The organism is Pantoea sp. MBD-2R, assembly GCF_039134845.1.
Taxonomy (GTDB): domain Bacteria; phylum Pseudomonadota; class Gammaproteobacteria; order Enterobacterales; family Enterobacteriaceae; genus Erwinia.
Genome location: NZ_CP152417.1, coordinates 3,076,807 through 3,099,125, shown reverse-complemented (window position 1 = coordinate 3,099,125; position 22,319 = coordinate 3,076,807). Strand labels below are relative to the sequence as shown.

The following is a 22,319-nucleotide window of genomic DNA, read 5'->3' as shown; positions in this document are numbered from 1 at the left end:
ATCCGCTGAGTAATCACAGGTATTGAGCATGAGTGTGACCCACAACCCCGAACAGTACGCCGATAAACCGCAAAGCGTGATGGGCCGTTATCATCAGGTATTGCGTCATCGCCTGGTTTTTATGGGGATACTGGTTGTCGCTATCCTTGCTTCGCTGCTGCTGGATTTCACGCTGGGTCCTTCGGGTCTGAAGCTGGATACGCTGTGGCAAACTTTGCTGTCGCCGGATAGCGTCGATGCGGGTACGCGGGTGATTGTATGGGATATTCGCCTGCCTTATGCGCTGATGGCGGTGGTCGTTGGCCTGGCGCTGGGCCTGGCGGGTGCCGAGATGCAGACAATCCTGAATAATCCGCTGGCCAGCCCGTTCACGCTGGGGGTTTCCTCGGCGGCCGCTTTTGGTGCCGCGCTGGCTATCGTGCTGGGCATTGGCATCCCGGGTATCCCCGATCAATGGTTTATCTCCGCCAACGCCTTTATCTTTGCGCTGCTGGCCGCGCTGATGCTGGACGGCGTGACGCGCTGGACGCAGGTCGCGACTTCAGGCGTGGTGCTGTTTGGTATTGCGCTGGTGTTCACCTTTAACGCGCTGGTTTCGATGATGCAGTTCATCGCCAGTGAGGACACCTTACAGGGGTTGGTTTTCTGGACCATGGGCAGCCTGGCCCGTGCGTCATGGGAAAAGTTGGGCGTGCTGACGCTGGCGCTGGTGATACTGGTGCCGTTCTCAATGATGAGTTCCTGGAAGCTGACCGCGCTGCGGTTGGGCGAAGACCGCGCCATCAGCTTTGGCATTGACGTACGTCGACTTCGTCTGGGCACGCTGCTGCGCATCAGTATTCTTTCTGCGCTGGCGGTGGCTTTTGTCGGGCCAATTGGCTTTATTGGTCTGGTCGCGCCGCATATCGCCCGCCTGATCTTCGGTGAAGATCATCGCTTCTATCTGCCCGCCAGCGCACTGACCGGCGCGCTGGTGCTGTCCATGGCTTCAGTGGTTTCAAAAAATCTGGTGCCGGGCGTCATTATTCCGGTAGGCATTGTCACTTCGCTGGTGGGCGTGCCGTTCTTCCTGAGCATTATTCTGCGTCACCGGGGGACCGTCTGATGGATGGATTGAAAATCAGCGGCTTTCATGCCGGCTATCCAAAACGTAAAATTATCAGCAACCTGAACGTGCCTTTGCTGCCTCGCGGGAAAATTACCGTCCTGCTTGGGCCAAACGGCTGCGGTAAATCCACGCTGCTGCGTTCGCTGGCGGGACTGAATCGCGCTCAGGGCGAGCTGTGGCTAAATGGTAATGAGCTGATGGCGCTGCCATTTGCAAAGCGCGCCGAAAAAGTGGTTTATCTGCCGCAGTCGCTGCCTGCGGGTGTACATCTGCACGTGCTGGAGTCGATCATTGTTGCCCAGCGCGCTTCCGGTGGACGTAACAGCGCGGCCAGTGAAGCTGAAGTAATGTCGCTGCTGGATCGCTTAGGTATTGCGCATCTGGCGCTGAGCTACCTGGATCAGCTTTCTGGCGGCCAGAAACAGCTGGTGGGACTCGCCCAATCGCTGATCCGCCGTCCGGAACTGCTGCTGCTGGATGAGCCGTTAAGCGCGCTGGATCTGAACTATCAGTTTCACGTTATGGACCTGGTGCGCAGAGAAACCCATAAGCGCAATATCATCACCGTGGTCGTGGTACACGATATCAATATCGCTTTGCGTCACGGTGAGCATGTTCTGATGCTGCAAAATGGCGAATTGATTGCTGATGGTTTGCCGGAAGAGGTTATTACCCCAGCAAGTCTGGCGAAGGTTTATGGCGTAAAAGGGCGTATTGAGCGCTGCTCGCAGGGCACGCCACAGGTTTTGATTGACGGGTTGGTGACGCAGCCTGTTTTTTGACAGGCGAGTAACGCATTCAAATAACGTCAGGCCCGGAGCTTCACGACCTCAGACAGCTGACAAGCTCAAAGCGCAAGGAATATGAGCCTGGAACAAAGCGTCCTGGGCCATGGACGGCCCAGGTCGAGCTGGCAGGGATGCCGCTTTTTGCGTCTTTGTGGAAGGCTCATGTTCCTTGCGCCAGCACTGTGTCATCAACGAAAAGCCGGGATTTCCCCGGCCTTTTACATTATTCAGCCAGCAAATGCTGAGCGTGAAAGCGCAGATGATCTTCCACAAAGCTGGCGATAAAGAAGTAGCTGTGATCGTAGCCCGGCTGGATACGCAGGGTAAGCGGGAAACCCTTCTCATGGGCAATCGCTTCCAGACGTTCAGGATGCAGCTGATCGGCCAGAAACTGATCGCTGTCGCCCTGATCGATCAGCATCGGTACCGCCGTTGACGCCTGGCGCATCTGCCAGCAGCTGTCATATTCACGCCAGTTCTCACTGTTCCCGCCCAAATAGGCGGTAAAGGCTTTCCGTCCCCAGGGAACCTCAACAGGATTGACGATCGGCGCGAAAGCCGACGCGGAGACAAACCGCTGTGGGTTACGCAGCGCCAGCATAATTGCGCCGTGCCCACCCATTGAATGCCCCATAATCGCCTGCCGATCGCTAACGTGGAAACTACTGGCAATCAGCGCAGGCAGCTCCTCATTAAGATAATCGTACATGCGGAAATGCGCATCCCAGGGTGCCCTGGTGGCGTTCAGGTAAAAGCCCGCGCCCTGACCGAGGTCGTACCCTTCATCATTAGGCACCACTTCACCGCGAGGGCTGGTATCCGGCATCACCAGCACCACCCCAAGCTCTGCCGCGATTCGTTGCGCGCCGGACTTGGTCGAAAAATTTTCGTCGGTACAGGTCAGCCCGGCCAGAAACCAGAGCACCGGCGGGGCAGTTTCGCCTTTTGGGCCTGGCAGGAAAATGCTGAAGGTCATTGTACAGTTTAACGTTGTCGACAGATGGCGATAGCGTTGCTGCCAGCCGCCGAACATGCGATGTTCTTCCAGTAACTCCAGAGGGGAGGTCATTACTTTTCCTTATTTAGTAAAATGCACGACGGAACGGATCGATTTTCCTTCATGCATCAAATCGAAGGCGTCATTGATTTCTTCCAGCGGCATATTATGGGTGATGAAATCGTTAAGCTGGAACTCGCCGTCAAGATAGCGCTGTACGATGCCGGGCAGCTGGGAACGGCCTTTCACGCCGCCAAAAGCGGAGCCGCGCCAGACGCGGCCGGTGACTAACTGAAAAGGCCGCGTGGCGATTTCTTCACCTGCACCAGCAACGCCGATAATCACGGATTCGCCCCAGCCTTTATGACAGCACTCCAGCGCGGAACGCATCACATTGACGTTGCCAATGCATTCGAACGAGAAATCCACGCCGCCATCGGTCATTTCAACAATCACATCCTGAATCGGCTTGTCGAAATCTTTTGGGTTGATCAGATCGGTTGCGCCCAGTTTAGTCGCCAGGTCAAACTTACTGGTGTTGAGGTCGATACCAATAATACGACCCGCTTTCGCCATTTTCGCCCCGATAATCGCCGACAGACCAATGCCGCCAAGGCCGAAGATCGCCACGGTATCGCCTTCTTTGACCTTAGCAGTATTCATCACCGCACCCATACCGGTGGTGACGCCGCAGCCCAGCAGGCAGACCTCTTCCAGCGGCGCTTCTTTGCTGATTTTCGCCAGAGAGATTTCAGGAATAACGGTATATTCGGAGAAGGTCGAGGTGCCCATATAGTGGAAAATCGGCTTGCCGTCTTTAAAGAAGCGGGTGGTGCCGTCCGGCATCAGTCCTTTGCCCTGCGTGGCGCGGATTGCCTGACAAAGATTGGTTTTCCCTGACAGACAAAATTTACATTTACCGCACTCTGGCGTGTACAACGGAATGACATGATCGCCCACCTCAACGCTGGTAACGCCTTCGCCTACCGCTTCTACAATCCCACCGCCTTCATGCCCAAGGATTGCCGGGAAAACACCTTCCGGATCTTTGCCAGAAAGCGTATAGGCATCGGTGTGGCAGACGCCGGTTGCCACAATGCGTACCAGCACTTCACCTTTCTGTGGCGGCATTAAATCCACCTCTTCAATGGAAAGTGGCTCACCAGCAGCCCAGGCAACCGCGGCACGAGTTTTTATCATCTGCATCTCATTTATCTCCTTAAAGCGGGGTTGGGTATTAACGCCCGGCGGGTTAGTCGCATCAAAAGCGATCGGTCAGGGTAATTATGGACGAGTTTCATCAACTTCAGCGATATCGTCATTTTGTTCAGCGATTAGCGATTTCAGCGCCTTGATATTGGGCGTAAAGCTGTCACGCCGCCAAATCAGATAAGTCGCCGCTTGCTGGACTTTATCAGGCAACGAGTGACGCTGAACTTTATCATTCCCCGATAGCAGATCGAGTACCGATTCAGGCAGAAAAGCCAGGCCGCTGCCGCTCGCTACGCAGGCGAGCAGGGTGTGATAGGAGTGAATATCCATAAAGGCACCGGGCTGGACACCTGCATCGCGAAACCAATTTTCAAACCGCAGACGATAAGAACAGCTCGGCCTGAAGGCGAAAAGCGTATCACCGGCGGCATCACGGGGATGGCGAATGGGCGAATGGGCCTGACCTGAGATCAACACCATACGCTCAGCGAAAGCCACGCAGCTGTGAAGATCGTCGGAAATAATGGGGCCGTCAGCCAGCGCAGCTGCCAGCGTGCCTGTTCGTACCTGCTCAAGAATTTCACCGGTGGTGCCGGTACGTAATGAGAGCGACACCGCGGGATAACGCTGGTGATAGGCTGCGAGCAGGGAAGGGAGACGCGTTGCTGCCGCACTTTCCATTGAGCCGATCGTAAAATTTCCGCCTGGTTCGCCACTGTGCGTCATACTCAGCGCTTCTTCACTTAGCGCCAGGATGCGTTGGGCATAGCCAAGAAAGTTATGGCCGACGGGCGAAAGACGCAAACGCTGTTTTTCCCGAATAAACAGATCGGCCCCCAGTTCCTGTTCCAGTTGACGCAGTCGGGTGGTGAGATTGGACGGCACCCGATGCAGAGTCTCCGCCGCGCGTGCCAGCGAGCCTGTCTCAGCGACGGAGCAGAACATTTTTAGCTGTGTCAGATCCATTTATTCTCTCATCGTCAGGAAGTTGGTGTTAATTATTCACTTTTCGTGAGTTTACTGCTCGTGCATGATAACGACAACATTTTATAAACATTCAGGCTGTTCCAGTAACAAGGAGTGAGAGATGGCTTTACGTATTGCGCTGAGCGCCTTTCTGTCGCTGGTGGTAGCAATGGGCATCGGGCGCTTTGCTTTTACGCCTCAGGTGCCGCTGATGATTGGTGAGCATCAATTAACCCTCACCAGCGCAGCCGTGGTGGCCGCGTTTAACTATCTCGGCTATCTTTGCGGATCTTATGATGCGATGCGCGCTTCCCGGCAGGTTGAGGGGCGATTGAAAATCGGGATCTGGGGTGCGGTTGCGCTGACGCTGCTGTCTGCGCTGGCAACAGGCCCATGGTTGCACGCCATTATCCGTTTCTTCATCGGCTGGGCCAGCGGTTGGGTGATGGTACTGGTTGCCGCCTGGAGTAACGAACTGCTCCATAAGCAAGGGCGCATCGGACTTGCATCAGCCGTATTTGCCGGACCAGGAATGGGGATTTTTATCAGTGGCACGTTGGCCGTGGTGCTACACAGCCTGAACGTCAGTGCCGCCTGGGCATGGGGGGCGTATGGCCTGCTGGCGTTGATTCTGATTACCTTAATCGCCCGTGATTTGCCGCGCAAAGGGCAGCTGCATCGACCGGAAACGGCGCCTGAGCCGCTGGTGTTAACCACCGGCCTGAAAAAGCTGGTCTGGAGCTACAGCCTCGCTGGATTTGGCTACATCCTTCCCGCCACTTTCCTGTCACAGATGGCTGCCGCGCGTTTTCCCGGCAGCGCCTTTGCTCAGTTTGTCTGGCCGATTTTTGGTGGGGCAGCGGTAATCGGTATCGGCCTCGGGATTCTGACCCGGCGCTATGGTACGGCAAACCGGCGGCTGGCAATTGCGCTCTGGTTGCAGGCGCTGGGGGTCTTCTGTATTGACGCTGTTCCGGGGATTAGCGGGCTGGCGCTGGGGGCCTTGCTAATGGGCGGCGGGTTCCTCTGCGTTGTGCAGTTTGCTTTGCAATATGCTCGCGAGCAGGCACCGCTCCATATGCGTTATCTCGCCGGTCTGTTAACCACGGGTTATGCTACAGGCCAGCTGGTCGGGCCGTTACTGTCTGCCTTATCAACAGCGTTAACGCACAGGCTGGAACCGGCATTATACGTGGCGGGCGTGAGTTTACTGATAGCAGGTGCGCTGGTCTGGCAGCGAGCGTCAGTCGCTGAATGAAACAGTTTCGTGCTTGATTCGCTGGATTAACGGCGCATTGTGTAACAAAATACCGCCTCAGAAATTTTACCGGTCCCGCCGGGGCCGGAGTCACACCCGCTGGAGAAGAAATCGCCATGGCTACGTTAAGTCAGGAAGCCACACTCGTTCATGAAGCACTGGTTGCCCGTGGACTGGAAACCCCGTTACGCTCGCCTGCGCGTGAAATGGATGACGAAACCCGTAAACGTTTGATCGCCGGTCATATGACCGAAGTAATGCAGCTGTTGAATCTGGATCTGGAAGATGACAGCCTGGCAGAAACGCCGCACCGCATTGCTAAAATGTATGTGAACGAAGTGTTCTCTGGCCTGGATTACGCCAACTTCCCTAAAATCACCGTTATCGAAAACAAGATGAAGGTGGATGAGATGGTGACGGTGCGCGACATCACGCTGACCAGCACCTGTGAACACCACTTTGTGATCATCGACGGCAAAGCGACAGTGGCTTATATCCCTAAAGATAAAGTGATTGGCCTGTCCAAGATTAACCGCATCGTGCAGTTCTTCTCCTCGCGTCCGCAGGTGCAGGAACGCCTGACTCAGCAAATCCTGGTGGCGCTGCAAACGCTGTTAGGCACCAACAATGTTGCGGTATCGATTGATGCGGTGCATTACTGCGTGAAAGCTCGCGGCATCCGCGATGCAACCAGCGCGACGACCACAACGTCGCTGGGCGGCCTGTTCAAATCAAGCCAGAACACCCGTCAGGAGTTCTTGCGCGCCGTTCGTCATAGCTAATCGACTCAGGATCCCCGATGCCGCGTATACAGACGCTGGATTTTATCCGAGGCCTCGCCATTCTGGGGATCCTGCTGCTCAATATTAATGCCTTTGGGCTGCCCGCCGCAGCCTATCTCAATCCCGCCTGGAACGGAGCGCCTGCGTTGCAGGATGCGCTAGCCTGGGCCGCTGTCGATCTGCTTGCCCAACTAAAATTTTTGGCGTTGTTTGCTCTGCTGTTTGGCGCTTCGCTCAATATGCTTTTGCCACGCGGCAAGCGCTGGCTACAGGCCAGGCTGACCTGGCTGGCGCTGTTTGGCGTTCTGCACAGCCTGATGTTCTGGGAAGGCGATATTCTGCTCGACTACGGCCTGATTGGCATTGTGGCCTGGCGCATGATCCGCGACGTCGCCTCAACGCGCCAGCTGTTTAACACGGGTGCGCTGCTCTATGTGATTGGCAGTGGCGTGCTGATTGTACTGGGAATGGCCTCCGGGCATCAGCCGGGCAGTTCATGGCTGCCTGACGTCGCGCAGGTGCAATACGAAACGTTCTGGAAAACCCATGGCGGCTGGGAAGCGGTGCATAATCGGGTTGAACTGCTTTCATCCAGCCTGCTGTCGCTGGCAATACAGTATGGCTGGCAGCTGGCAGGCTTAATGATGATTGGCGCAGCGCTGATGCGCAGCGGCTGGCTAAAGGGAAACTGGGGCGTGGCGCACTATCGTCGCACCGCCGTTCTCCTGCTGGGGCTGGCTTTACTGATCCAGCTGCCTGGCATCTGGCTGCAATGGCACGTCGGATGGGACTACCGCTGGGCCGGTTTTTTTCTCCAGGTTCCGCGTGAGTTTGGCGCGCCGCTTCAGGCCGTGGGCTATGCCGCGCTCTGTTTTGGTTACTGGCCAACGCTTGTCCGGCTGAGAATCACCCATGCCGTAAGCTGCGTAGGACGCATGGCGCTGAGCAACTATCTGTTACAGACGCTGATTTGCACCACGCTCTTTAACCGTTTCGGCTGGTTTAATCAGCTCGACCGCCTGTCGCTGCTGGCCGTCGTGCCCGGCGTCTGGCTGGCCAATCTGCTTTTCTCCGTTCTCTGGCTACGCTATTTCCGCCAGGGGCCGGTTGAATGGTTGTGGCGTAAATTGACCGTAGCAGGCGGCGGTCAGCCGTTAACCAAATCAACTTCCCGGCATTGATATCGGTCACAAAGGTGACATCCGTCAATGTAACCGTTTTCATCCCTGTGACACCCCTCACGTAGCGTAAGCCCGCCCTCTGTCAGAATGACCGCCGGAATCACAGTGTCCGGGAGGGCTATGCAAATCTTATCTTCCTCAGGTAGCAGGTCATGATCACCATTCGCGATGTGGCCCGCGAGGCCAACGTATCGGTGGCGACAGTGTCGCGCGTGCTGAATAACAGCGCCGCCGTTACGCCAGAAACGCGTGACAAAGTCCTGAGCATTGTTGAGCGGCTTGGCTACCGGCCCAATGCCAATGCACAGGCGCTCGCCTCACAGGTAAGCGACACCATCGGCGTGGTGGTGATGGACGTGTCCGATCCCTTTTTTGGTGCGCTGGTGAAGGCTGTTGATACCGTCGCCCAGCGGATGCAAAAGCATGTACTGATCAACAACTCCTATCATCAGGCGGATAAAGAGCGCCACGCTATTGAAGTGCTGATCCGCCAGCGCTGCAATGCGCTGGTGGTTCACGCTAAGGCGCTGGGCGATGAGGAGCTCTCCTCGCTGATGTATCAGGTGCCGGGCATGGTTCTGATTAACCGCTCGCTACCGGGCTATGAGCACCGCTGCGTTTGCCTGGATAACCTTAGCGGCGCGCAGATAGCGACCCGCACGCTGCAACAACAGGGGCATCAGCGTATTGGCTATCTGGGTTCCTGCCATGCCATTGAAGACGACGTGCAGCGCCGCGCCGGCTGGCAGCAGACGATGGCGGAGCAGGGAAGCGTACCGCCGGAAAGCTGGTGCGCCAGCGCAGAACCCGATATGCAGGGTGGTGAAGCCGCTATGGTGGAACTGCTGGGACGAAATCAGCACTTAACCGCCATCTTTGCCTACAACGACAGCATGGCGGCCGGTGCGCTTGCCGCGCTAAAAGATAACGGCATTGCGGTGCCGAAGCAGGTTTCAGTCATCGGTTTTGATGATATTCCTATATCCCGCTACACCGATCCCCAATTAACCACCGTGCGTTATCCGATTGTTTCTATGGCAAAGCTGGCGACAGAATTGGCGCTTCAGGGCGCAGCAGGGCAGCTGGACGAGAGCGCGGATCACTGCTTTATGCCCACGCTGGTTCGTCGGCATTCCGTTGGCAGCTGCCAAAATGTGGCACCCGTCACTTACCCGAATAATACCGTCGTGTAACCGTTTTCAATCTGTGAGTAAATTCACAGTTAATTAACATTGTCTTCACTATGATGACAGCCACTTACCGGCTATGAAACTTGATGTAACAAATAACGTCACGCCAGCGCTGTTCCTGACCGCGACGCTGAGAACGACCCTACATAAAACCGGAGATACCATGAAAAAGGCTTTCACGCTCACTGCCCTGGTTGCCAGCATGATGTTAAGTGGCGCAGCACAGGCTGCCGACACCCGTATCGGCGTGACCATCTATAAATATGACGACAACTTTATGTCCGTCGTACGTAAAGACATTGAGAAAGAAGCAAAAAATAGCAGCGATGTTCAGCTGCTGATGAACGACTCGCAAAACAGCCAGTCGACCCAGAACGATCAGGTTGATGTGCTGGTGGCGAAAGGGGTGAAGGCGTTAGCCATTAACCTGGTCGACCCGTCGGCTGCGCCAGTGGTGATCAGCAAAGCCAAATCTAATGACATTCCCGTGGTGTTCTTTAACAAAGAGCCGTCCGCTAAAGCGCTGGCCAGCTACGACAAAGCTTATTATGTTGGCACCGACTCGAAAGAATCGGGCGTCAAGCAGGGCGAGCTGATTGAAAAACACTGGAAAGCAAATCAGGGCTGGGATCTGAACAAAGATGGCGTCGTACAGTTTGTATTGCTGAAAGGCGAGCCGGGCCATCCGGATGCGGAAGCCCGTACGAAATACGTCATCGACACCTTAAATAAAGACGGTGTGAAAACTCAGCAGCTCCATCTTGATACCGCCATGTGGGATACCGCACAGGCGAAAGATAAAATGGATGCCTGGCTCTCCGGGCCGAATGGCAACAAAATTGAAGTGGTCATCGCCAACAACGATGCCATGGCAATGGGCGCGGTAGAAGCGCTGAAGGCGCATAATAAATCCGCTGTGCCGGTATTTGGCGTGGATGCCTTGCCAGAAGCGCTGGCGATGGTGAAATCGGGCGCAATGGCCGGAACCGTGCTGAACGATGCAGAAAACCAGGCTAAAGCCACCTTTGATATGGCTAAAAACCTGGCGGCAGGGAAACCCGCAACCGAAGGCACCAACTACAAGCTGGAAGGCAAAGTCGTTCGTGTGGCTTATGTTCCGGTCGATAAAGATAATCTGTCCCAGTTTGTTAAATAAGCCCAACCTGAAACGGGCGCAGCGTGCTGCGCTCGTTATTGATGACGGCCGCCAGTAACCCTCTTTTCAGCCAGGTAGAACTATGAGCAGTGATCAAGTGCAACCAAAGCGCGAATATCTGCTGGAAATGACCAACGTCAGCAAATCATTTCCTGGCGTTAAAGCATTAGATAACGTAAATCTGAAAATACGTCCGCATTCTGTCCACGCGTTAATGGGCGAAAACGGTGCGGGAAAATCGACGTTATTAAAATGTCTGTTTGGCATTTACAGTAAGGATACGGGAAGTATTCTTTTTCAGGGTAAAGAGATTGATTATAAAAGTTCCAAAGAGGCGCTGGAAAATGGCGTTTCAATGGTGCATCAGGAATTAAACCTGGTATTGCAACGCACGGTCATGGATAACATGTGGCTTGGGCGTTACCCCCGCAAAGGGTTATTTGTCGATCAGGACAAAATGTATCGCGACACCAAGGCCATTTTTGACGAGCTGGATATTGATATCGATCCGCGTGATAAAGTGATCACGCTTTCTGTTTCACAAATGCAGATGATTGAAATAGCCAAAGCTTTTTCCTATGACGCAAAGATTGTCATTATGGACGAACCTACGTCATCCTTAACGGAAAAAGAAGTCAACCATCTGTTCACGATAATCCGTAAGCTGAAAGAACGCGGCTGCGGCATTGTTTATATTTCTCACAAGATGGAAGAGATCTTTCAGCTTTGCGATGAGATTACCGTTCTGCGTGACGGGCAGTGGATTACGACTCAGCCGCTGGACGGGCTGGATATGGATAAAATCATTGCCATGATGGTCGGGCGTTCGCTGAGCCAGCGTTTCCCGGATAAAAGCAACGTGCCGGGTGAGACAATTCTCGAAGTGCGAAACCTGACCTCGCTGCGCCAGCCGTCGATCAGAGATATCTCTTTCGATCTGCGCAAGGGGGAGATCCTCGGCGTGGCCGGCCTGGTCGGCGCAAAGCGTACGGATATTGTCGAAACGCTGTTTGGTATTCGTGAGAAGTCAGGCGGCACCATCAAACTGCACGGCAAAAAAATTAATAACCATTCCGCTAACGAAGCCATTAATCACGGGTTTGCTTTAGTAACGGAAGAACGGCGTGCAACAGGGATTTATGCTTTTCTGGATATCGGTTTTAACTCCCTGATATCCAACATCCGTAAATATAAAAACAGCATTGGCCTGTTGGATAATAACCGGATGAAAAGCGACACCCAGTGGGTTATCGACTCGATGAGAGTTAAAACCCCGGGCCATGCGACTTCAATTGGCTCACTTTCAGGCGGAAACCAGCAGAAAGTGATTATTGGCCGCTGGCTGTTAACGCAACCGGAAATATTGATGCTGGATGAACCGACGCGCGGAATTGATGTGGGCGCCAAGTTTGAAATCTATCAGCTTATTTCCGATCTGGCGAAAAAAGAGAAGGGGATCATTATCATATCCTCTGAAATGCCGGAGCTGTTAGGCATTACCGATCGTATATTGGTGATGAGTAATGGCATGGTGGCAGGTATTGTAGAAACCAAAACGACTACGCAAAACGAAATCTTACGTTTGGCATCAAAGCATCTTTAATGAGGTAAGGGCTGACACCATGAAAGCAGTAAATAAAAAGAATGCGCTCACCTGGTTAAAAGAGGGTGGGATATATGTTGTATTGCTGGTACTGCTGGCAATCATTATCTTCCAGGATCCGACCTTTTTAAGCTTAATGAATCTGAGTAATATTTTAACCCAGTCTTCGGTGCGTATTATTATCGCACTGGGCGTTGCCGGGTTAATCGTGACTCAGGGCACCGATTTGTCAGCCGGACGTCAGGTTGGTCTGGCGGCGGTAGTGGCGGCTACGCTGCTACAGGCCATGGACAACGCCAATAAAGTATTCCCGCATCTTGATACCGTACCAATTCCGCTGGTGATCCTGGCGGTCTGTGTCATCGGCGGCATTATTGGTCTGGTTAACGGCCTGATTATCGCCTATCTGAAAGTGACGCCGTTTATCACCACGCTGGGCACGATGATTATCGTTTATGGTATTAACTCCCTTTACTACGATTACGTGGGCGCTTCGCCGGTTGCTGGCTTCGATGAGAAGTTTTCCACCTTTGCGCAGGGCTTTATCCGCTTAGGCGACTTTAAGCTGTCGTACATTACCTTTTACGCGGCTATTGCGATTTTCTTTGTCTGGGTACTGTGGAACAAAACCCGCTTCGGCAAAAACATTTTTGCCATCGGCGGAAATCCGGAAGCGGCTAAAGTGTCGGGCGTTAACGTTAACTTTAACCTGATCCTGATTTATGCCTTATCCGGCGTGTTTTATGCCTTCGGTGGGATGCTGGAAGCGGGCCGTATTGGTTCAGCAACCAATAACCTCGGCTTTATGTATGAGCTGGATGCAATCGCCGCCTGTGTGGTTGGTGGCGTGTCATTTGCTGGCGGGGTGGGAACGGTAGCAGGCGTGGTTACCGGCGTACTGATTTTCACCGTTATCAACTATGGCCTGACTTATATCGGCGTTAATCCTTACTGGCAGTACATTATCAAGGGCGGCATTATTATTTTCGCCGTGGCGCTGGACTCACTGAAATACGCTCGTAAGAAATAAGCTTTCACGTTACCTCCCAGGCCAGGCGGCAGTGTCGTCTGGCCTTTGTCGTCCCTGGCTAGTGCGCCGCCTGACCTTTCATCTTTTGCTGCAATTCCAGCAGCTGCTCAGGCGTTACGGCAGGATAGCTTTGCGCATTTTCGGGGATTTCATGACGTGCTGGAATGGGCACCATCGGCCCCAGGAATCGCGGTTCACGTTTCATCAGGTAAAGATCGGCCAGTGCGCCAAGCCGGGCACCCACTTCACGAAAACGGATCGTCAGCATATTTTTTGGTGACGGGACGGCATAACACTGTGCCTGGATACCCATATGCAGCGCGATAAACAGCGCGCGTTCACAGTGAAAGCGCTGGGTGATAATAATGAAATCGTTGGTATCAAACACTTTACGCGTTCTGACAATGGAGTCGAGGGTGCGGAATCCTGCATAGTCGAGCACGATATCCGAGGGGGCAACGCCTGCGGCAATCAAATCGCGTCGCATTGTCATCGGCTCATTATAACTTTGCTGCGCATTATCACCGCTCAACAGCAGATAATTCACCTTACCGCTGTTATAGGCGTTCAGCGCGCCCTGCATGCGGTAGCGGTAATACTGATTAATTACGCCAGTGCGATAATATTTCGCCGTACCCAACACCACGCCAACCTGTCGATGGGGAAGCGACTGGAGGTCGTCGTAAACGTAAGGGGCGGTTTTCACGCTGATCCAGCGATCCAGGCCGAGCGCGGCCAGTATTATCGCGACAAGGATAATAATCAGGCCATAAATCAAGCGTTTTATCATGCCGGACGGTGCTCAGGCTTACAAAATAAAGGTGCCTCAAGGCTACTTTACCGCGCCTGGCGAAGCAAGCGGCAGCTTGCCAGATGGCGGCTTTTCGCACAATGCGCCGGGTGAAAGCGGTGTTTTTGCCGGGCGCGCAAAGCACCCGGCAATGATGGTCAGATCGAGGTCCGACGGTAGTTACGATATTGCGGTAGCCAGAAGTTGGCAGCTATCGCTCTGGAAAGCACATCTTCCGAACTCACGACGGCCACGCCGGCCAGCTGTGCAGCTTTGCCGACCGCCATGGCGATCACTTTTGATACGCCCTGAATATCTTTCACTTCAGGCAGAACCGGGCCGGTGCCGTCATTCACCAGCGGTGAACAGTCGGCAAGCGCACGGCTTGCTGCCATCAGCATACTGTCGGTGACGCGAGTAGCGCCAGAGGCGATAACGCCCAGACCGATGCCAGGGAAGATATAAGAGTTGTTGCACTGGGCGATAGGGAAGGTTTTATCTTTCCAGGTCACGGGCGCGAACGGGCTACCTGTTGCCACCAGCGCCGCGCCGTCAGTCCAGGCCAAAATATCCTGTGGCGTAGCTTCAACGCGTGAGGTCGGGTTGGATAGCGGCATCACGATAGGGCGTGCGCAATGCTTGTGCATTTCACGGATGATCTCTTCGCTGAACAGCCCCGGCTGGCCGGAAACACCAATCAGAATGTCAGGATGCGCGTTGCGCACCACGTCCAGCAGCGACAGCGAGTCGGAACTGGAATCCCACTCCGCCAGCTGCTCGCTTTTCTGCACCAGCTTGCTCTGGAAGTTGAGCAGGTTCGGCTGCTTATCGGTGAGCAGACCAAAACGATCGACCATAAAGACGCGGGCGCGGGCTTCTTCATCGCTCAGGCCTTCGGATTTCATCTGGGCGATAATCTGCTCGGCAATACCGCAGCCCGCAGAACCCGCACCGAGGAAGACGACTTTCTGCTCGCTCATTTTGCTGCCGGCAGCGCGGCTGGCGGCAATCAGCGTACCCAGCGTCACGGAAGCCGTTCCCTGAATATCATCATTGAAGCAGCACACTTCGTCACGGTAGCGCTCAAGCAGCGGCATCGCATTTTTCTGCGCGAAGTCTTCAAATTGCAACAGCACGTTCGGCCAGCGGCTTTTCACGGCCTGAATAAACTCATTAACGAAATTATCGTATTCTTCGCCGGTGATGCGTGGGTGACGCCAGCCCATATAGAGCGGATCGTTCAGCAGCTGCTGATTATTGGTGCCGACATCCAGCACAACAGGCAGCGTATAAGCCGGGCTGATGCCGCCACAGGCGGTATAGAGCGACAGTTTACCAATTGGAATGCCCATGCCGCCGATGCCCTGGTCGCCCAGGCCCAGAATGCGTTCGCCGTCGGTGACAACAATCACCTTAACGTTTTGCTTGGTAGCATTTTGCAGCATATCTTCAATGCTGCCGCGATTCGGGTAAGAGATGAACAGCCCGCGCGCACGGCGATAGATTTCGGAGAAGTGCTCACAAGCCGCGCCAACCGTCGGGGTATAGATAATTGGCATCATCTCTTCCAGATGACTATCCAGCAGACGGTAGAACAGCGTCTCGTTGGTATCCTGAATGTTGCGCAGATAAACGTGCTTGTCGTTGGCGTTCTTGAAATCCTGGAACTGGCGCCAGGCGCGCTGGGCCTGTTCATCTATGGTCTCTACCGTTTCAGGCAGCAGGCCGTTCAGGTTGAAATCGTTGCGCTCCTCGACGGAGAAGGCGCTGCCTTTATTCAGCAGCGGGAATTCCAGCAAAATCGGGCCAGCATAAGGGATATAAAGGGGGCGTTTACTTTCGTGTTCGAGTTCCATGAAAAAATACTCATTCGGATCGTAATGTTGTGCGCCAATCCTAAAATAATTCATCTGAAAGTACAGCTTTTGTTAACAGCTGATAACAAAAGCTATCGCTTTGCTGCAGTTTACGTGCCCGTTACGGCAGGGAAAAGTTTCCGGAAGAAACTTATCTCAGCGGAACCGTAGTGAAATTCGCGCAGCCCAATGCCTGCAACGTAGCAAATGTCGCCTGACGCTGAATTAAGCGGGCATCTGGCGCTTCAGCCAGCACCGCACGCTGGATCTGTAACACATCATAACCGGATAAATTCAGCATGATCAGCGCGGCCTGTAGCGGTGGCAGGCTGGGATTAAACGCGGCGTTCTCCGCATAACTACCCGCGAAAATTTTGTCGTCAGCCATCTGTAAGGCCACGCCGCTCAACGCCTGCGAGTAAGGCGCGTGGCTGCGGTTCGCAGCCTGTAAGGCGGCCTGGCAAAGCGGGTCGCCTTTTACAGTCAGACCGTGATCAACGTCATCCAAAAGCAGCGTTTCAATAGCCAAATCGCGCGGGCCAAAAGCATCAGGGAGATAATCGCCCAGCGTGGCAGGCTCGCGTCCCGGAAGATAGATGCGCAGCGACGTACCGCTGTTAAGCTCATTCATAAACTGGCGGCAATGTCCGCACGGCGTGTAGTTCACGGTGACGGCTTCCAGCGCCTTTTCACCGCGCAGCCAGGCATGGGTGATTGCGCTCTGTTCAGCATGTACCGTCTGCTGCATGGTGGCGCCAGAAAACTCCATATTGGCGCCGAAATAGAGATGACCGCTTTGACCCAGCGCCAGCGCACCGACGTTGAATTTAGAAAGCGGGGCGACAGCGCAGGCAGCGGCAAGCGGCAGCAGCGCAAAACTTATCGCCTGGCGGTCCAGGCCCGTTTGGGCTTCGATCTCCGCCATCTGCGCCGGGGTTAAATACGCCGGAAAATCGTCAGCGGCTAATATTGGCTGGAGCACGGCCTGAAAAGAGGATGACAGCGTGGCAAAGGCGGGTTGAAATCGTGGGTGCATATCGGGCATCTCTTACAAGGTCGGCCGCCCATTCTGGCGGCCCGGCAGGGTATTGTATGTGATTATAATCACATTAATATTGCAACTTATGAAATAAAGCAGAGAAATGCGCGACTTATCGCAAGTTCTACCCCCACAGATGCATCAGCAGCGGAAACAGGAAAGGCGCCAGCAACGAGGTAATAATCCCGCAAATGACCAGCGCCAGCGAGCTGTAGGCCCCCTCCTGATAATCCAGCTCGGCGCAGCGAGCCGTCCCTAATGCGTGTGAAGCGTTGCCAATCGCCAGGCCGCGCGAAGCCTTGTTGTAGATCTTAAACATGTTCAGCAGCATATGACCAAATACCGCACCCAGTACGCCAGCAATCAGCACGCAAATAGCGCTGATGGCAGGAATACCGCCGAGCGTAGCGGAGACGGCCATCGCGATGGGCGTGGTCACCGATTTTGGCATCAGCGTGGCGGCGATTTGCGGCGTAGCCCCCATCCATAAGGCGATTGCCGTCCCTGAGATCATGGCCGTTACGCTGCCGATAAAGCAGACGCCGATAATTGATTTCCAGCGAGCGCGGATCTGATGCATCTGCTCATACAGCGGCAGCGCCAGCGCAACTACCGCCGGTTGCAGCAGCTGATTAAGTAATGAACTTCCCTGGAAGTAGCGCGCATAGGGCATCTGAATCAGCAACAGCAGTGGAATAATCACCGCCATTGAAACCAGCAGAGGATTAACCAGCGAGATTTTTACTTTTGCGGCCAGCCTGCGGGCGGCAAAAAACACCAGCAGGGTAAGCGGTAACGACCACCAGATATCACTCATTACCGGCTCCGGGTTGAACAGGCCTGCCGTGCAGCCGGTGAGAAACCAGGCCCACCGTCAGCAGAACGATAAAGGTGCTTACCACGCAGGAAACCACAATCGGGCCGAACTGCGCGCTGAGAATATCGGTGTAGCTCATCACGCCGACGCTGATGGGCACAAACAGCAGCGCCATATAGCGAATCAACAGATGACTGCCGGGCTTTACCCAGTCAGCGGGAAGGATCTGAGTGGCCAGCAGGGCAAACAGAATTAACATGCCGATAATGCTGCCGGGAATGGTGACGGGCAAAAGGGCGGCAAGCGCGTTTCCGGCATACAGGCAAAGATAGATAATGACGAAGGCGCGAAGGTAACGCCAGAGAGCAGACAGCGCGGTGCGCATGAAAATCTCCTGTTTTTCCGAACCTATCCTTAGAAGGATAACAGCGTTCAGGCAAACATATGAGCACGGGCGACTGCCCGTGCTGTGAACCCTGAGGTTATTTAACCTGCATACCAGGCTGGGCACCGCTGTCAGGCGAAAGCAGGAAGATATCCTTACCGCCAGGACCCGCGGCCATCACCATACCTTCAGAGATGCCAAAACGCATTTTACGCGGCGCCAGGTTAGCGACCATCATCGTCAGGCGGCCGACCAGCACGGAAGGATCGGGATAGGCCGTACGGATGCCGGAGAAGATGTTGCGGGTTTCGCCGCCGATGTCCAGCGTCAAACGCAGCAGCTTATCGGAGCCTTCCACAAACTCGGCGTTCTGGATGAGCGCAATACGCATGTCCACTTTGGCAAAGTCATCAAAGGTGATGGTGTCCGCGATGGGATCGTCAGCCAGCGGGCCGGTCAGCGCCGGTTTATTGGCCGCCGCGGCATCTTCTTTCGAGGCTTCAATCAGCGCATTGACCTTGTCCATTTCTACACGGCTGTACAGCGCTTTAAAGGCTGAAATAGTGTGGTCCAGCAGCGGCTGCTCAGTACCTTCCCAACTCAGCTGCTGATTGAGGAACGCTTCGGCACGTTCGGTTAGCGATGGCATAACCGGTGCCAGCCAGGTCATCAGCACGCGGAACATGTTGATACCCATTGAGCAGATTGCCTGCAGGTCGGCATCGCGGCCTTCCTGTTTCGCGACTACCCAAGGTGCCTGCTCGTCAACGTAGCGGTTGGCAACATCGGCCATCGCCATGATTTCACGGATCGCACGGCTGAATTCGCGGCTGTTCCAGGCTTCTGCAATGCTAACCTGCGCATCGATAAAGGTCTGATACAGTGCCGGATCGGCCAGTTCAGCAGAAAGCTTGCCGTCAAAACGTTTGTTGATAAAGCCCGCATTACGCGACGCCAGGTTAACCACTTTGTTAACGATATCGGCATTCACACGCTGAACAAAATCTTCCAGGTTCAGGTCAATATCGTCGATGCGTGAAGAGAGCTTGGCCGCGTAGTAATAGCGCAGGCTGTCGGCATCCAGATGGTTAAGCCAGGTGCTGGCCTTGATAAAGGTGCCGCGCGATTTTGACATCTTCGCGCCGTTGACGGTGACGTAACCATGAACGAACAGGTTAGTTGGCTTACGGAAGTTACTGCCTTCCAGCATGGCCGGCCAGAACAGGCTGTGGAAGTAAACGATATCTTTACCGATAAAGTGGTAAAGATCGGCATCGGAATCTTTCTGCCAGAAGGCGTCAAAGTCGATGTCGCCGCGCTTGTCGCACAGGTTCTTGAACGAGCCCATATAGCCAATAGGCGCATCCAGCCAGACGTAGAAATATTTGCCCGGCGCGCCAGGAATTTCAAAGCCAAAGTACGGCGCATCGCGGGAGATATCCCACTGTTGCAGGCCAGACTCGAACCATTCCTGCATTTTATTCGCAACCTGCTCCTGCAACGCGCCTGAACGCGTCCAGGCTTGCAACATAGCGCTGAATTCTGGCAGATCGAAGAAGAAGTGCTCGGAATCACGCATTACCGGCGTAGCGCCGGACACCACGGACTTCGGATCGATCAGCTCGGTCGGGCTGTAAGTTGCGCTGCACACTTCGCAGTTGTCACCGTACTGGTCCGGGGCTTTACACTTCGGACAGGTGCCTTTAACGAAACGGTCCGGCAGGAACATGCCTTTTTCCGGATCGTAGAGCTGAGAAATAGTGCGGTTTTTAATAAAGCCGTTTTCTTTCAGACGGGTATAGATCAGCTCGGACAGCTCGCGGTTTTCGTCGCTGTGCGTTGAGTGGTAGTTGTCATAGCTGATGTTAAAGCCAGCAAAATCAGTCTGATGCTCCTGACTCATTTCGGCAATCATCTGCTCGGGAGCAATACCCATCTGCTGAGCTTTCAGCATGATTGGCGTACCGTGCGCATCGTCCGCACAGATGAAGTAAACCTGGTTGCCGCGCATTCGCTGGTAACGGACCCAAATATCTGCCTGGATATGCTCGAGCATGTGGCCGAGATGGATAGAACCGTTGGCGTACGGGAGTGCGCACGTTACCAATATTTTTTTCGCGACTTGAGTCATAGTGAGACTTGCTATACCTGATTAAAATAGGGGTTACGATGTTACCCGAAAGGCCCTCCCTGCGTAAACCATCCCGCGCGGCCCGCACCGATATTTAGCCTTTCTCAACACGTTGAGTCACATCTGATATGCTCTCAGGTAAAACCTAATCAAAAAAAGGAGCCGGGATGACCTCTCAATCCCAGAGTCAGCACTCACCGGAAGCGCTGCGCGCCATGGTGATGGGCGTTTTGACCGCATTTGAACATCCGACGCTGAAAAAGAATCTGACCGCGCTGAAAGCACTGCATCACTGCGCGATGCTGGATAATACGCTGCATATCGATCTTGCCATGCCTTTTGCCTGGCACAGTGGTTTTGAGGCGTTGAAAGAGAGCGCGAGCGCTGAACTACTGCGTCTGACCGGCGCTACGGCCATCAGCTGGCGTTTGAACCACGATATCGCCACGCTGAAGCGGGTAAAAAACCAGGCGGGCGTTAACGGCGTCAAAAACATTATCGCCGTCAGTTCTGGCAAAGGAGGGGTAGGGAAATCCAGCACCGCCGTTAACCTGGCGCTGGCGCTGGCTGCCGAAGGTGCGAAGGTTGGCCTGCTGGACGCGGATATCTATGGCCCGTCCGTACCCGATATGCTCGGCACTACCGATGAGCGGCCAACCTCGCCCGACGGCACGCATATGGCTCCGATCATGGCCCATGGCCTGGCAACCAACTCGATTGGTTATCTGGTGACGGACGATAATGCCATGGTGTGGCGCGGGCCGATGGCCAGCAAAGCGCTGATGCAGCTGCTTAACGAAACGCTCTGGCCCGAGCTGGATTACCTGGTACTGGATATGCCGCCGGGCACCGGTGATATCCAGCTGACGCTGGCGCAGAATGTGCCGGTGACCGGGGCTGTCGTTGTCACTACGCCGCAGGATATTGCGCTCATCGATGCGCGAAAAGGGATCGTGATGTTTGAAAAGGTCAACGTGCCGGTATTGGGTATAGTTGAAAACATGAGCATGCATATTTGCAGCAACTGCGGCCATCACGAACCGATTTTTGGCAGCGGCGGGGCACAACGGCTGGCGGAACAGTATCACACTCGTTTGCTTAGCCAGCTTCCGCTACACATTACCCTGCGCGAAGATTTGGACGATGGACAGCCCACCGTCATTCGCCGCCCTGACAGCGAATTCACCTACCTCTATCGTCAGCTGGCAGGCCTTGTTGCCGCGCAGCTTTACTGGGAAGGCGAAGTCATTCCTGGCGACATTTCCTTCCGCGCAGTGTAATCGTGCAGCCCGGTGAACGCCGGGCTGTTATGTCCAGCCGCTTTACGCCGTCAAAGCACATAGTGCAGTAACAGATATTCTCCCTGTTCGCCCTCGCCGCTGCCCACTCTTTTCCAGCCGTGCCGCTGATAAAAAGCGAGAGCATGGGCGTTAGCTTTCAGGCATTTTAACGCGCCGGTTGAGGTGAAACTGCGTTGCACAGCCTGAAGTAAAGCACTGCCGATGCCCTGGCCCTGACAGGCTGGATCGACAAACAGACTGTGCAGAAAGTTGTCGGCAGGCAGCAAAGCAGCGAATCCTTTACGGTGTCCTTCTTCTTCAGCTACCAGAATCCGTTCGCCAAGCGTGACGCGGTCAAAGTCCTCCAGCCGCCACTCTTCGCCATCAAGCCAGTGCCAGTTTGCCTTTCGGGCCGCCAGAAATAGCGTGCGTAAAAACGGACGATCGGCTTCGGTGAAGGCGCGGATAACAATCATCTTGATCCCCAAACAGGTTTCACATGGCGTTCGCCTTCAATGCCGGTGCCACGGTAGTCATAATCAATTTTTCCGGCTTCAAACAGCTGATCGAGCAGGGTGAAGTTATCCGGCGGCGTGACGTTGCAGCGGTTGTTAAGCGTGGTATCACGAATGGTGAACGAGCGATCGCCACGGGCGATTTGCTGTAAATAATTCAGCATTTGCAGGGCGGCAACGCTAATACCGTACTGCTCGTTAAGCGGTCTTGTCATGTTGCTTCTCGTTGTTCTCT

21 protein-coding genes are annotated in these 22,319 nt (G+C 54.5%); 10 read left to right on the top strand and 11 right to left on the bottom strand.

Annotated elements, in window-relative coordinates:
- The first annotated feature begins 28 nt into the window (after positions 1-28).
- Both AAGQ96_RS14325 and AAGQ96_RS14320 read left to right on the top strand, forming a co-directional pair.
- Positions 29-1,105, top strand: coding sequence for an iron ABC transporter permease (locus AAGQ96_RS14325; RefSeq protein ID WP_147198869.1), 1,077 nt, complete (start codon positions 29-31; stop codon positions 1,103-1,105).
- Entirely contained in the window at positions 1,102-1,890 is a 789-nt protein-coding gene (locus tag AAGQ96_RS14320; RefSeq protein WP_342755569.1) for an ABC transporter ATP-binding protein, read from the top strand. Before AAGQ96_RS14325 ends, AAGQ96_RS14320 begins: the two co-directional genes overlap by 4 nt.
- Positions 1,891-2,119: 229 nt before the next feature.
- Here the strand turns inward: AAGQ96_RS14320 and fghA are convergent, their stop codons facing one another.
- The 3 genes from fghA to AAGQ96_RS14305 form a co-directional block, all read right to left on the bottom strand.
- Complete coding sequence (gene fghA / locus AAGQ96_RS14315; protein ID WP_147198867.1) at positions 2,120-2,965, bottom strand: S-formylglutathione hydrolase; 846 nt, start codon at positions 2,963-2,965, stop codon at positions 2,120-2,122.
- 9 nt (positions 2,966-2,974) lie between these two features.
- Positions 2,975-4,099 (bottom strand): S-(hydroxymethyl)glutathione dehydrogenase/class III alcohol dehydrogenase, encoded by a 1,125-nt coding sequence (locus tag AAGQ96_RS14310; protein ID WP_147198866.1) that lies wholly within the window; start codon positions 4,097-4,099, stop codon positions 2,975-2,977.
- 78 nt (positions 4,100-4,177) lie between these two features.
- Positions 4,178-5,071 (bottom strand): LysR family transcriptional regulator, encoded by an 894-nt coding sequence (locus AAGQ96_RS14305; protein ID WP_147198865.1) that lies wholly within the window; start codon positions 5,069-5,071, stop codon positions 4,178-4,180.
- 121 nt (positions 5,072-5,192) lie between these two features.
- Between AAGQ96_RS14305 and AAGQ96_RS14300 the strand changes: the two genes are divergently transcribed.
- The 7 genes from AAGQ96_RS14300 (at position 5,193) to mglC (ending at position 13,271) form a co-directional block, all read left to right on the top strand.
- Positions 5,193-6,329 carry a YbfB/YjiJ family MFS transporter gene (locus AAGQ96_RS14300; RefSeq protein WP_147198864.1) on the top strand — a complete coding sequence of 379 codons (1,137 nt, stop codon included), beginning with the start codon at positions 5,193-5,195 and terminating at the stop codon, positions 6,327-6,329.
- Between the two features lie 116 nt (positions 6,330-6,445).
- A complete protein-coding gene (gene folE / locus AAGQ96_RS14295) occupies positions 6,446-7,111 on the top strand; it encodes a GTP cyclohydrolase I FolE (protein ID WP_147198863.1) in 666 nt (221 codons plus the stop codon).
- Between the two features lie 17 nt (positions 7,112-7,128).
- Positions 7,129-8,292, top strand: coding sequence for a DUF418 domain-containing protein YeiB (gene yeiB / locus AAGQ96_RS14290; RefSeq protein ID WP_147198862.1), 1,164 nt, complete (start codon positions 7,129-7,131; stop codon positions 8,290-8,292).
- Positions 8,293-8,444: 152 nt separating this feature from the next.
- A complete protein-coding gene (gene galS, locus AAGQ96_RS14285; protein ID WP_147198861.1) occupies positions 8,445-9,485 on the top strand; it encodes an HTH-type transcriptional regulator GalS in 1,041 nt (346 codons plus the stop codon).
- 160 nt (positions 9,486-9,645) lie between these two features.
- Complete coding sequence (gene mglB / locus AAGQ96_RS14280) at positions 9,646-10,638, top strand: galactose/glucose ABC transporter substrate-binding protein MglB (RefSeq protein ID WP_147198860.1); 993 nt, start codon at positions 9,646-9,648, stop codon at positions 10,636-10,638.
- 82 nt (positions 10,639-10,720) lie between these two features.
- A complete protein-coding gene (gene mglA, locus AAGQ96_RS14275) occupies positions 10,721-12,241 on the top strand; it encodes a galactose/methyl galactoside ABC transporter ATP-binding protein MglA (RefSeq protein ID WP_147198859.1) in 1,521 nt (506 codons plus the stop codon).
- A 19-nt stretch (positions 12,242-12,260) separates the two neighbouring features.
- The gene (gene mglC / locus AAGQ96_RS14270) at positions 12,261-13,271 is read left to right on the top strand and encodes a galactose/methyl galactoside ABC transporter permease MglC (protein ID WP_147198858.1); all 1,011 of its coding nucleotides are present in this window, start codon (positions 12,261-12,263) and stop codon (positions 13,269-13,271) included.
- A gap of 58 nt (positions 13,272-13,329) precedes the next feature.
- Here mglC and sanA read toward each other — a convergent pair whose 3' ends face one another.
- From sanA to metG, 6 genes are all read right to left on the bottom strand, one after another.
- Entirely contained in the window at positions 13,330-14,061 is a 732-nt protein-coding gene (sanA, locus tag AAGQ96_RS14265) for an outer membrane permeability protein SanA (protein WP_147198857.1), read from the bottom strand.
- Between the two features lie 158 nt (positions 14,062-14,219).
- A complete protein-coding gene (locus AAGQ96_RS14260; RefSeq protein WP_147198856.1) occupies positions 14,220-15,917 on the bottom strand; it encodes an NAD-dependent malic enzyme in 1,698 nt (565 codons plus the stop codon).
- Between the two features lie 151 nt (positions 15,918-16,068).
- Complete coding sequence (cdd, locus tag AAGQ96_RS14255) at positions 16,069-16,953, bottom strand: cytidine deaminase (protein ID WP_342753887.1); 885 nt, start codon at positions 16,951-16,953, stop codon at positions 16,069-16,071.
- Between the two features lie 127 nt (positions 16,954-17,080).
- On the bottom strand, positions 17,081-17,773 hold the full coding sequence (locus AAGQ96_RS14250; RefSeq protein ID WP_147198854.1) for a CidB/LrgB family autolysis modulator: 693 nt from the start codon (positions 17,771-17,773) through the stop codon (positions 17,081-17,083).
- Positions 17,766-18,158, bottom strand: coding sequence for a CidA/LrgA family protein (locus AAGQ96_RS14245; protein WP_147198853.1), 393 nt, complete (start codon positions 18,156-18,158; stop codon positions 17,766-17,768). The genes AAGQ96_RS14250 and AAGQ96_RS14245 overlap by 8 nt, the downstream gene beginning before the upstream one ends.
- A gap of 97 nt (positions 18,159-18,255) precedes the next feature.
- Complete coding sequence (gene metG / locus AAGQ96_RS14240) at positions 18,256-20,289, bottom strand: methionine--tRNA ligase (RefSeq protein ID WP_147198852.1); 2,034 nt, start codon at positions 20,287-20,289, stop codon at positions 18,256-18,258.
- A gap of 167 nt (positions 20,290-20,456) precedes the next feature.
- On the opposite strand from metG, the gene apbC reads away from it, so the two are divergent.
- On the top strand, positions 20,457-21,569 hold the full coding sequence (apbC, locus tag AAGQ96_RS14235) for an iron-sulfur cluster carrier protein ApbC (RefSeq protein WP_342753886.1): 1,113 nt from the start codon (positions 20,457-20,459) through the stop codon (positions 21,567-21,569).
- Positions 21,570-21,619: 50 nt separating this feature from the next.
- On the opposite strand, the gene AAGQ96_RS14230 is transcribed toward apbC, so the two are convergent.
- Together AAGQ96_RS14230 and AAGQ96_RS14225 are read right to left on the bottom strand one after the other, a co-directional pair.
- Entirely contained in the window at positions 21,620-22,042 is a 423-nt protein-coding gene (locus AAGQ96_RS14230) for a GNAT family N-acetyltransferase (protein WP_147200644.1), read from the bottom strand.
- Positions 22,042-22,299, bottom strand: coding sequence for a hypothetical protein (locus AAGQ96_RS14225; RefSeq protein ID WP_342753885.1), 258 nt, complete (start codon positions 22,297-22,299; stop codon positions 22,042-22,044). Before AAGQ96_RS14225 ends, AAGQ96_RS14230 begins: the two co-directional genes overlap by 1 nt.
- Positions 22,300-22,319: the final 20 nt, after the last annotated feature.

Excerpts from the sequence above, each read along its gene's own strand:
- metG (WP_147198852.1), bottom strand. The coding sequence starts at position 20,289 with ATGACTCAAGTCGCGAAAAAAATATTGGTAACGTGCGCACTCCCGTAC.
- cdd (WP_342753887.1), bottom strand. The coding sequence starts at position 16,953 with ATGCACCCACGATTTCAACCCGCCTTTGCCACGCTGTCATCCTCTTTT.
- mglA (WP_147198859.1), top strand. The coding sequence starts at position 10,721 with ATGAGCAGTGATCAAGTGCAACCAAAGCGCGAATATCTGCTGGAAATG.
- mglC (WP_147198858.1), top strand. The coding sequence starts at position 12,261 with ATGAAAGCAGTAAATAAAAAGAATGCGCTCACCTGGTTAAAAGAGGGT.
- yeiB (WP_147198862.1), top strand. The coding sequence starts at position 7,129 with ATGCCGCGTATACAGACGCTGGATTTTATCCGAGGCCTCGCCATTCTG.
- AAGQ96_RS14250 (WP_147198854.1), bottom strand. The coding sequence starts at position 17,773 with ATGAGTGATATCTGGTGGTCGTTACCGCTTACCCTGCTGGTGTTTTTT.
- AAGQ96_RS14245 (WP_147198853.1), bottom strand. The coding sequence starts at position 18,158 with ATGCGCACCGCGCTGTCTGCTCTCTGGCGTTACCTTCGCGCCTTCGTC.
- AAGQ96_RS14260 (WP_147198856.1), bottom strand. The coding sequence starts at position 15,917 with ATGGAACTCGAACACGAAAGTAAACGCCCCCTTTATATCCCTTATGCT.
- AAGQ96_RS14225 (WP_342753885.1), bottom strand. The coding sequence starts at position 22,299 with ATGACAAGACCGCTTAACGAGCAGTACGGTATTAGCGTTGCCGCCCTG.
- mglB (WP_147198860.1), top strand. The coding sequence starts at position 9,646 with ATGAAAAAGGCTTTCACGCTCACTGCCCTGGTTGCCAGCATGATGTTA.
- AAGQ96_RS14325 (WP_147198869.1), top strand. The coding sequence starts at position 29 with ATGAGTGTGACCCACAACCCCGAACAGTACGCCGATAAACCGCAAAGC.
- galS (WP_147198861.1), top strand. The coding sequence starts at position 8,445 with ATGATCACCATTCGCGATGTGGCCCGCGAGGCCAACGTATCGGTGGCG.
- sanA (WP_147198857.1), bottom strand. The coding sequence starts at position 14,061 with ATGATAAAACGCTTGATTTATGGCCTGATTATTATCCTTGTCGCGATA.
- fghA (WP_147198867.1), bottom strand. The coding sequence starts at position 2,965 with ATGACCTCCCCTCTGGAGTTACTGGAAGAACATCGCATGTTCGGCGGC.
- AAGQ96_RS14300 (WP_147198864.1), top strand. The coding sequence starts at position 5,193 with ATGGCTTTACGTATTGCGCTGAGCGCCTTTCTGTCGCTGGTGGTAGCA.
- apbC (WP_342753886.1), top strand. The coding sequence starts at position 20,457 with ATGACCTCTCAATCCCAGAGTCAGCACTCACCGGAAGCGCTGCGCGCC.
- AAGQ96_RS14305 (WP_147198865.1), bottom strand. The coding sequence starts at position 5,071 with ATGGATCTGACACAGCTAAAAATGTTCTGCTCCGTCGCTGAGACAGGC.
- folE (WP_147198863.1), top strand. The coding sequence starts at position 6,446 with ATGGCTACGTTAAGTCAGGAAGCCACACTCGTTCATGAAGCACTGGTT.
- AAGQ96_RS14310 (WP_147198866.1), bottom strand. The coding sequence starts at position 4,099 with ATGCAGATGATAAAAACTCGTGCCGCGGTTGCCTGGGCTGCTGGTGAG.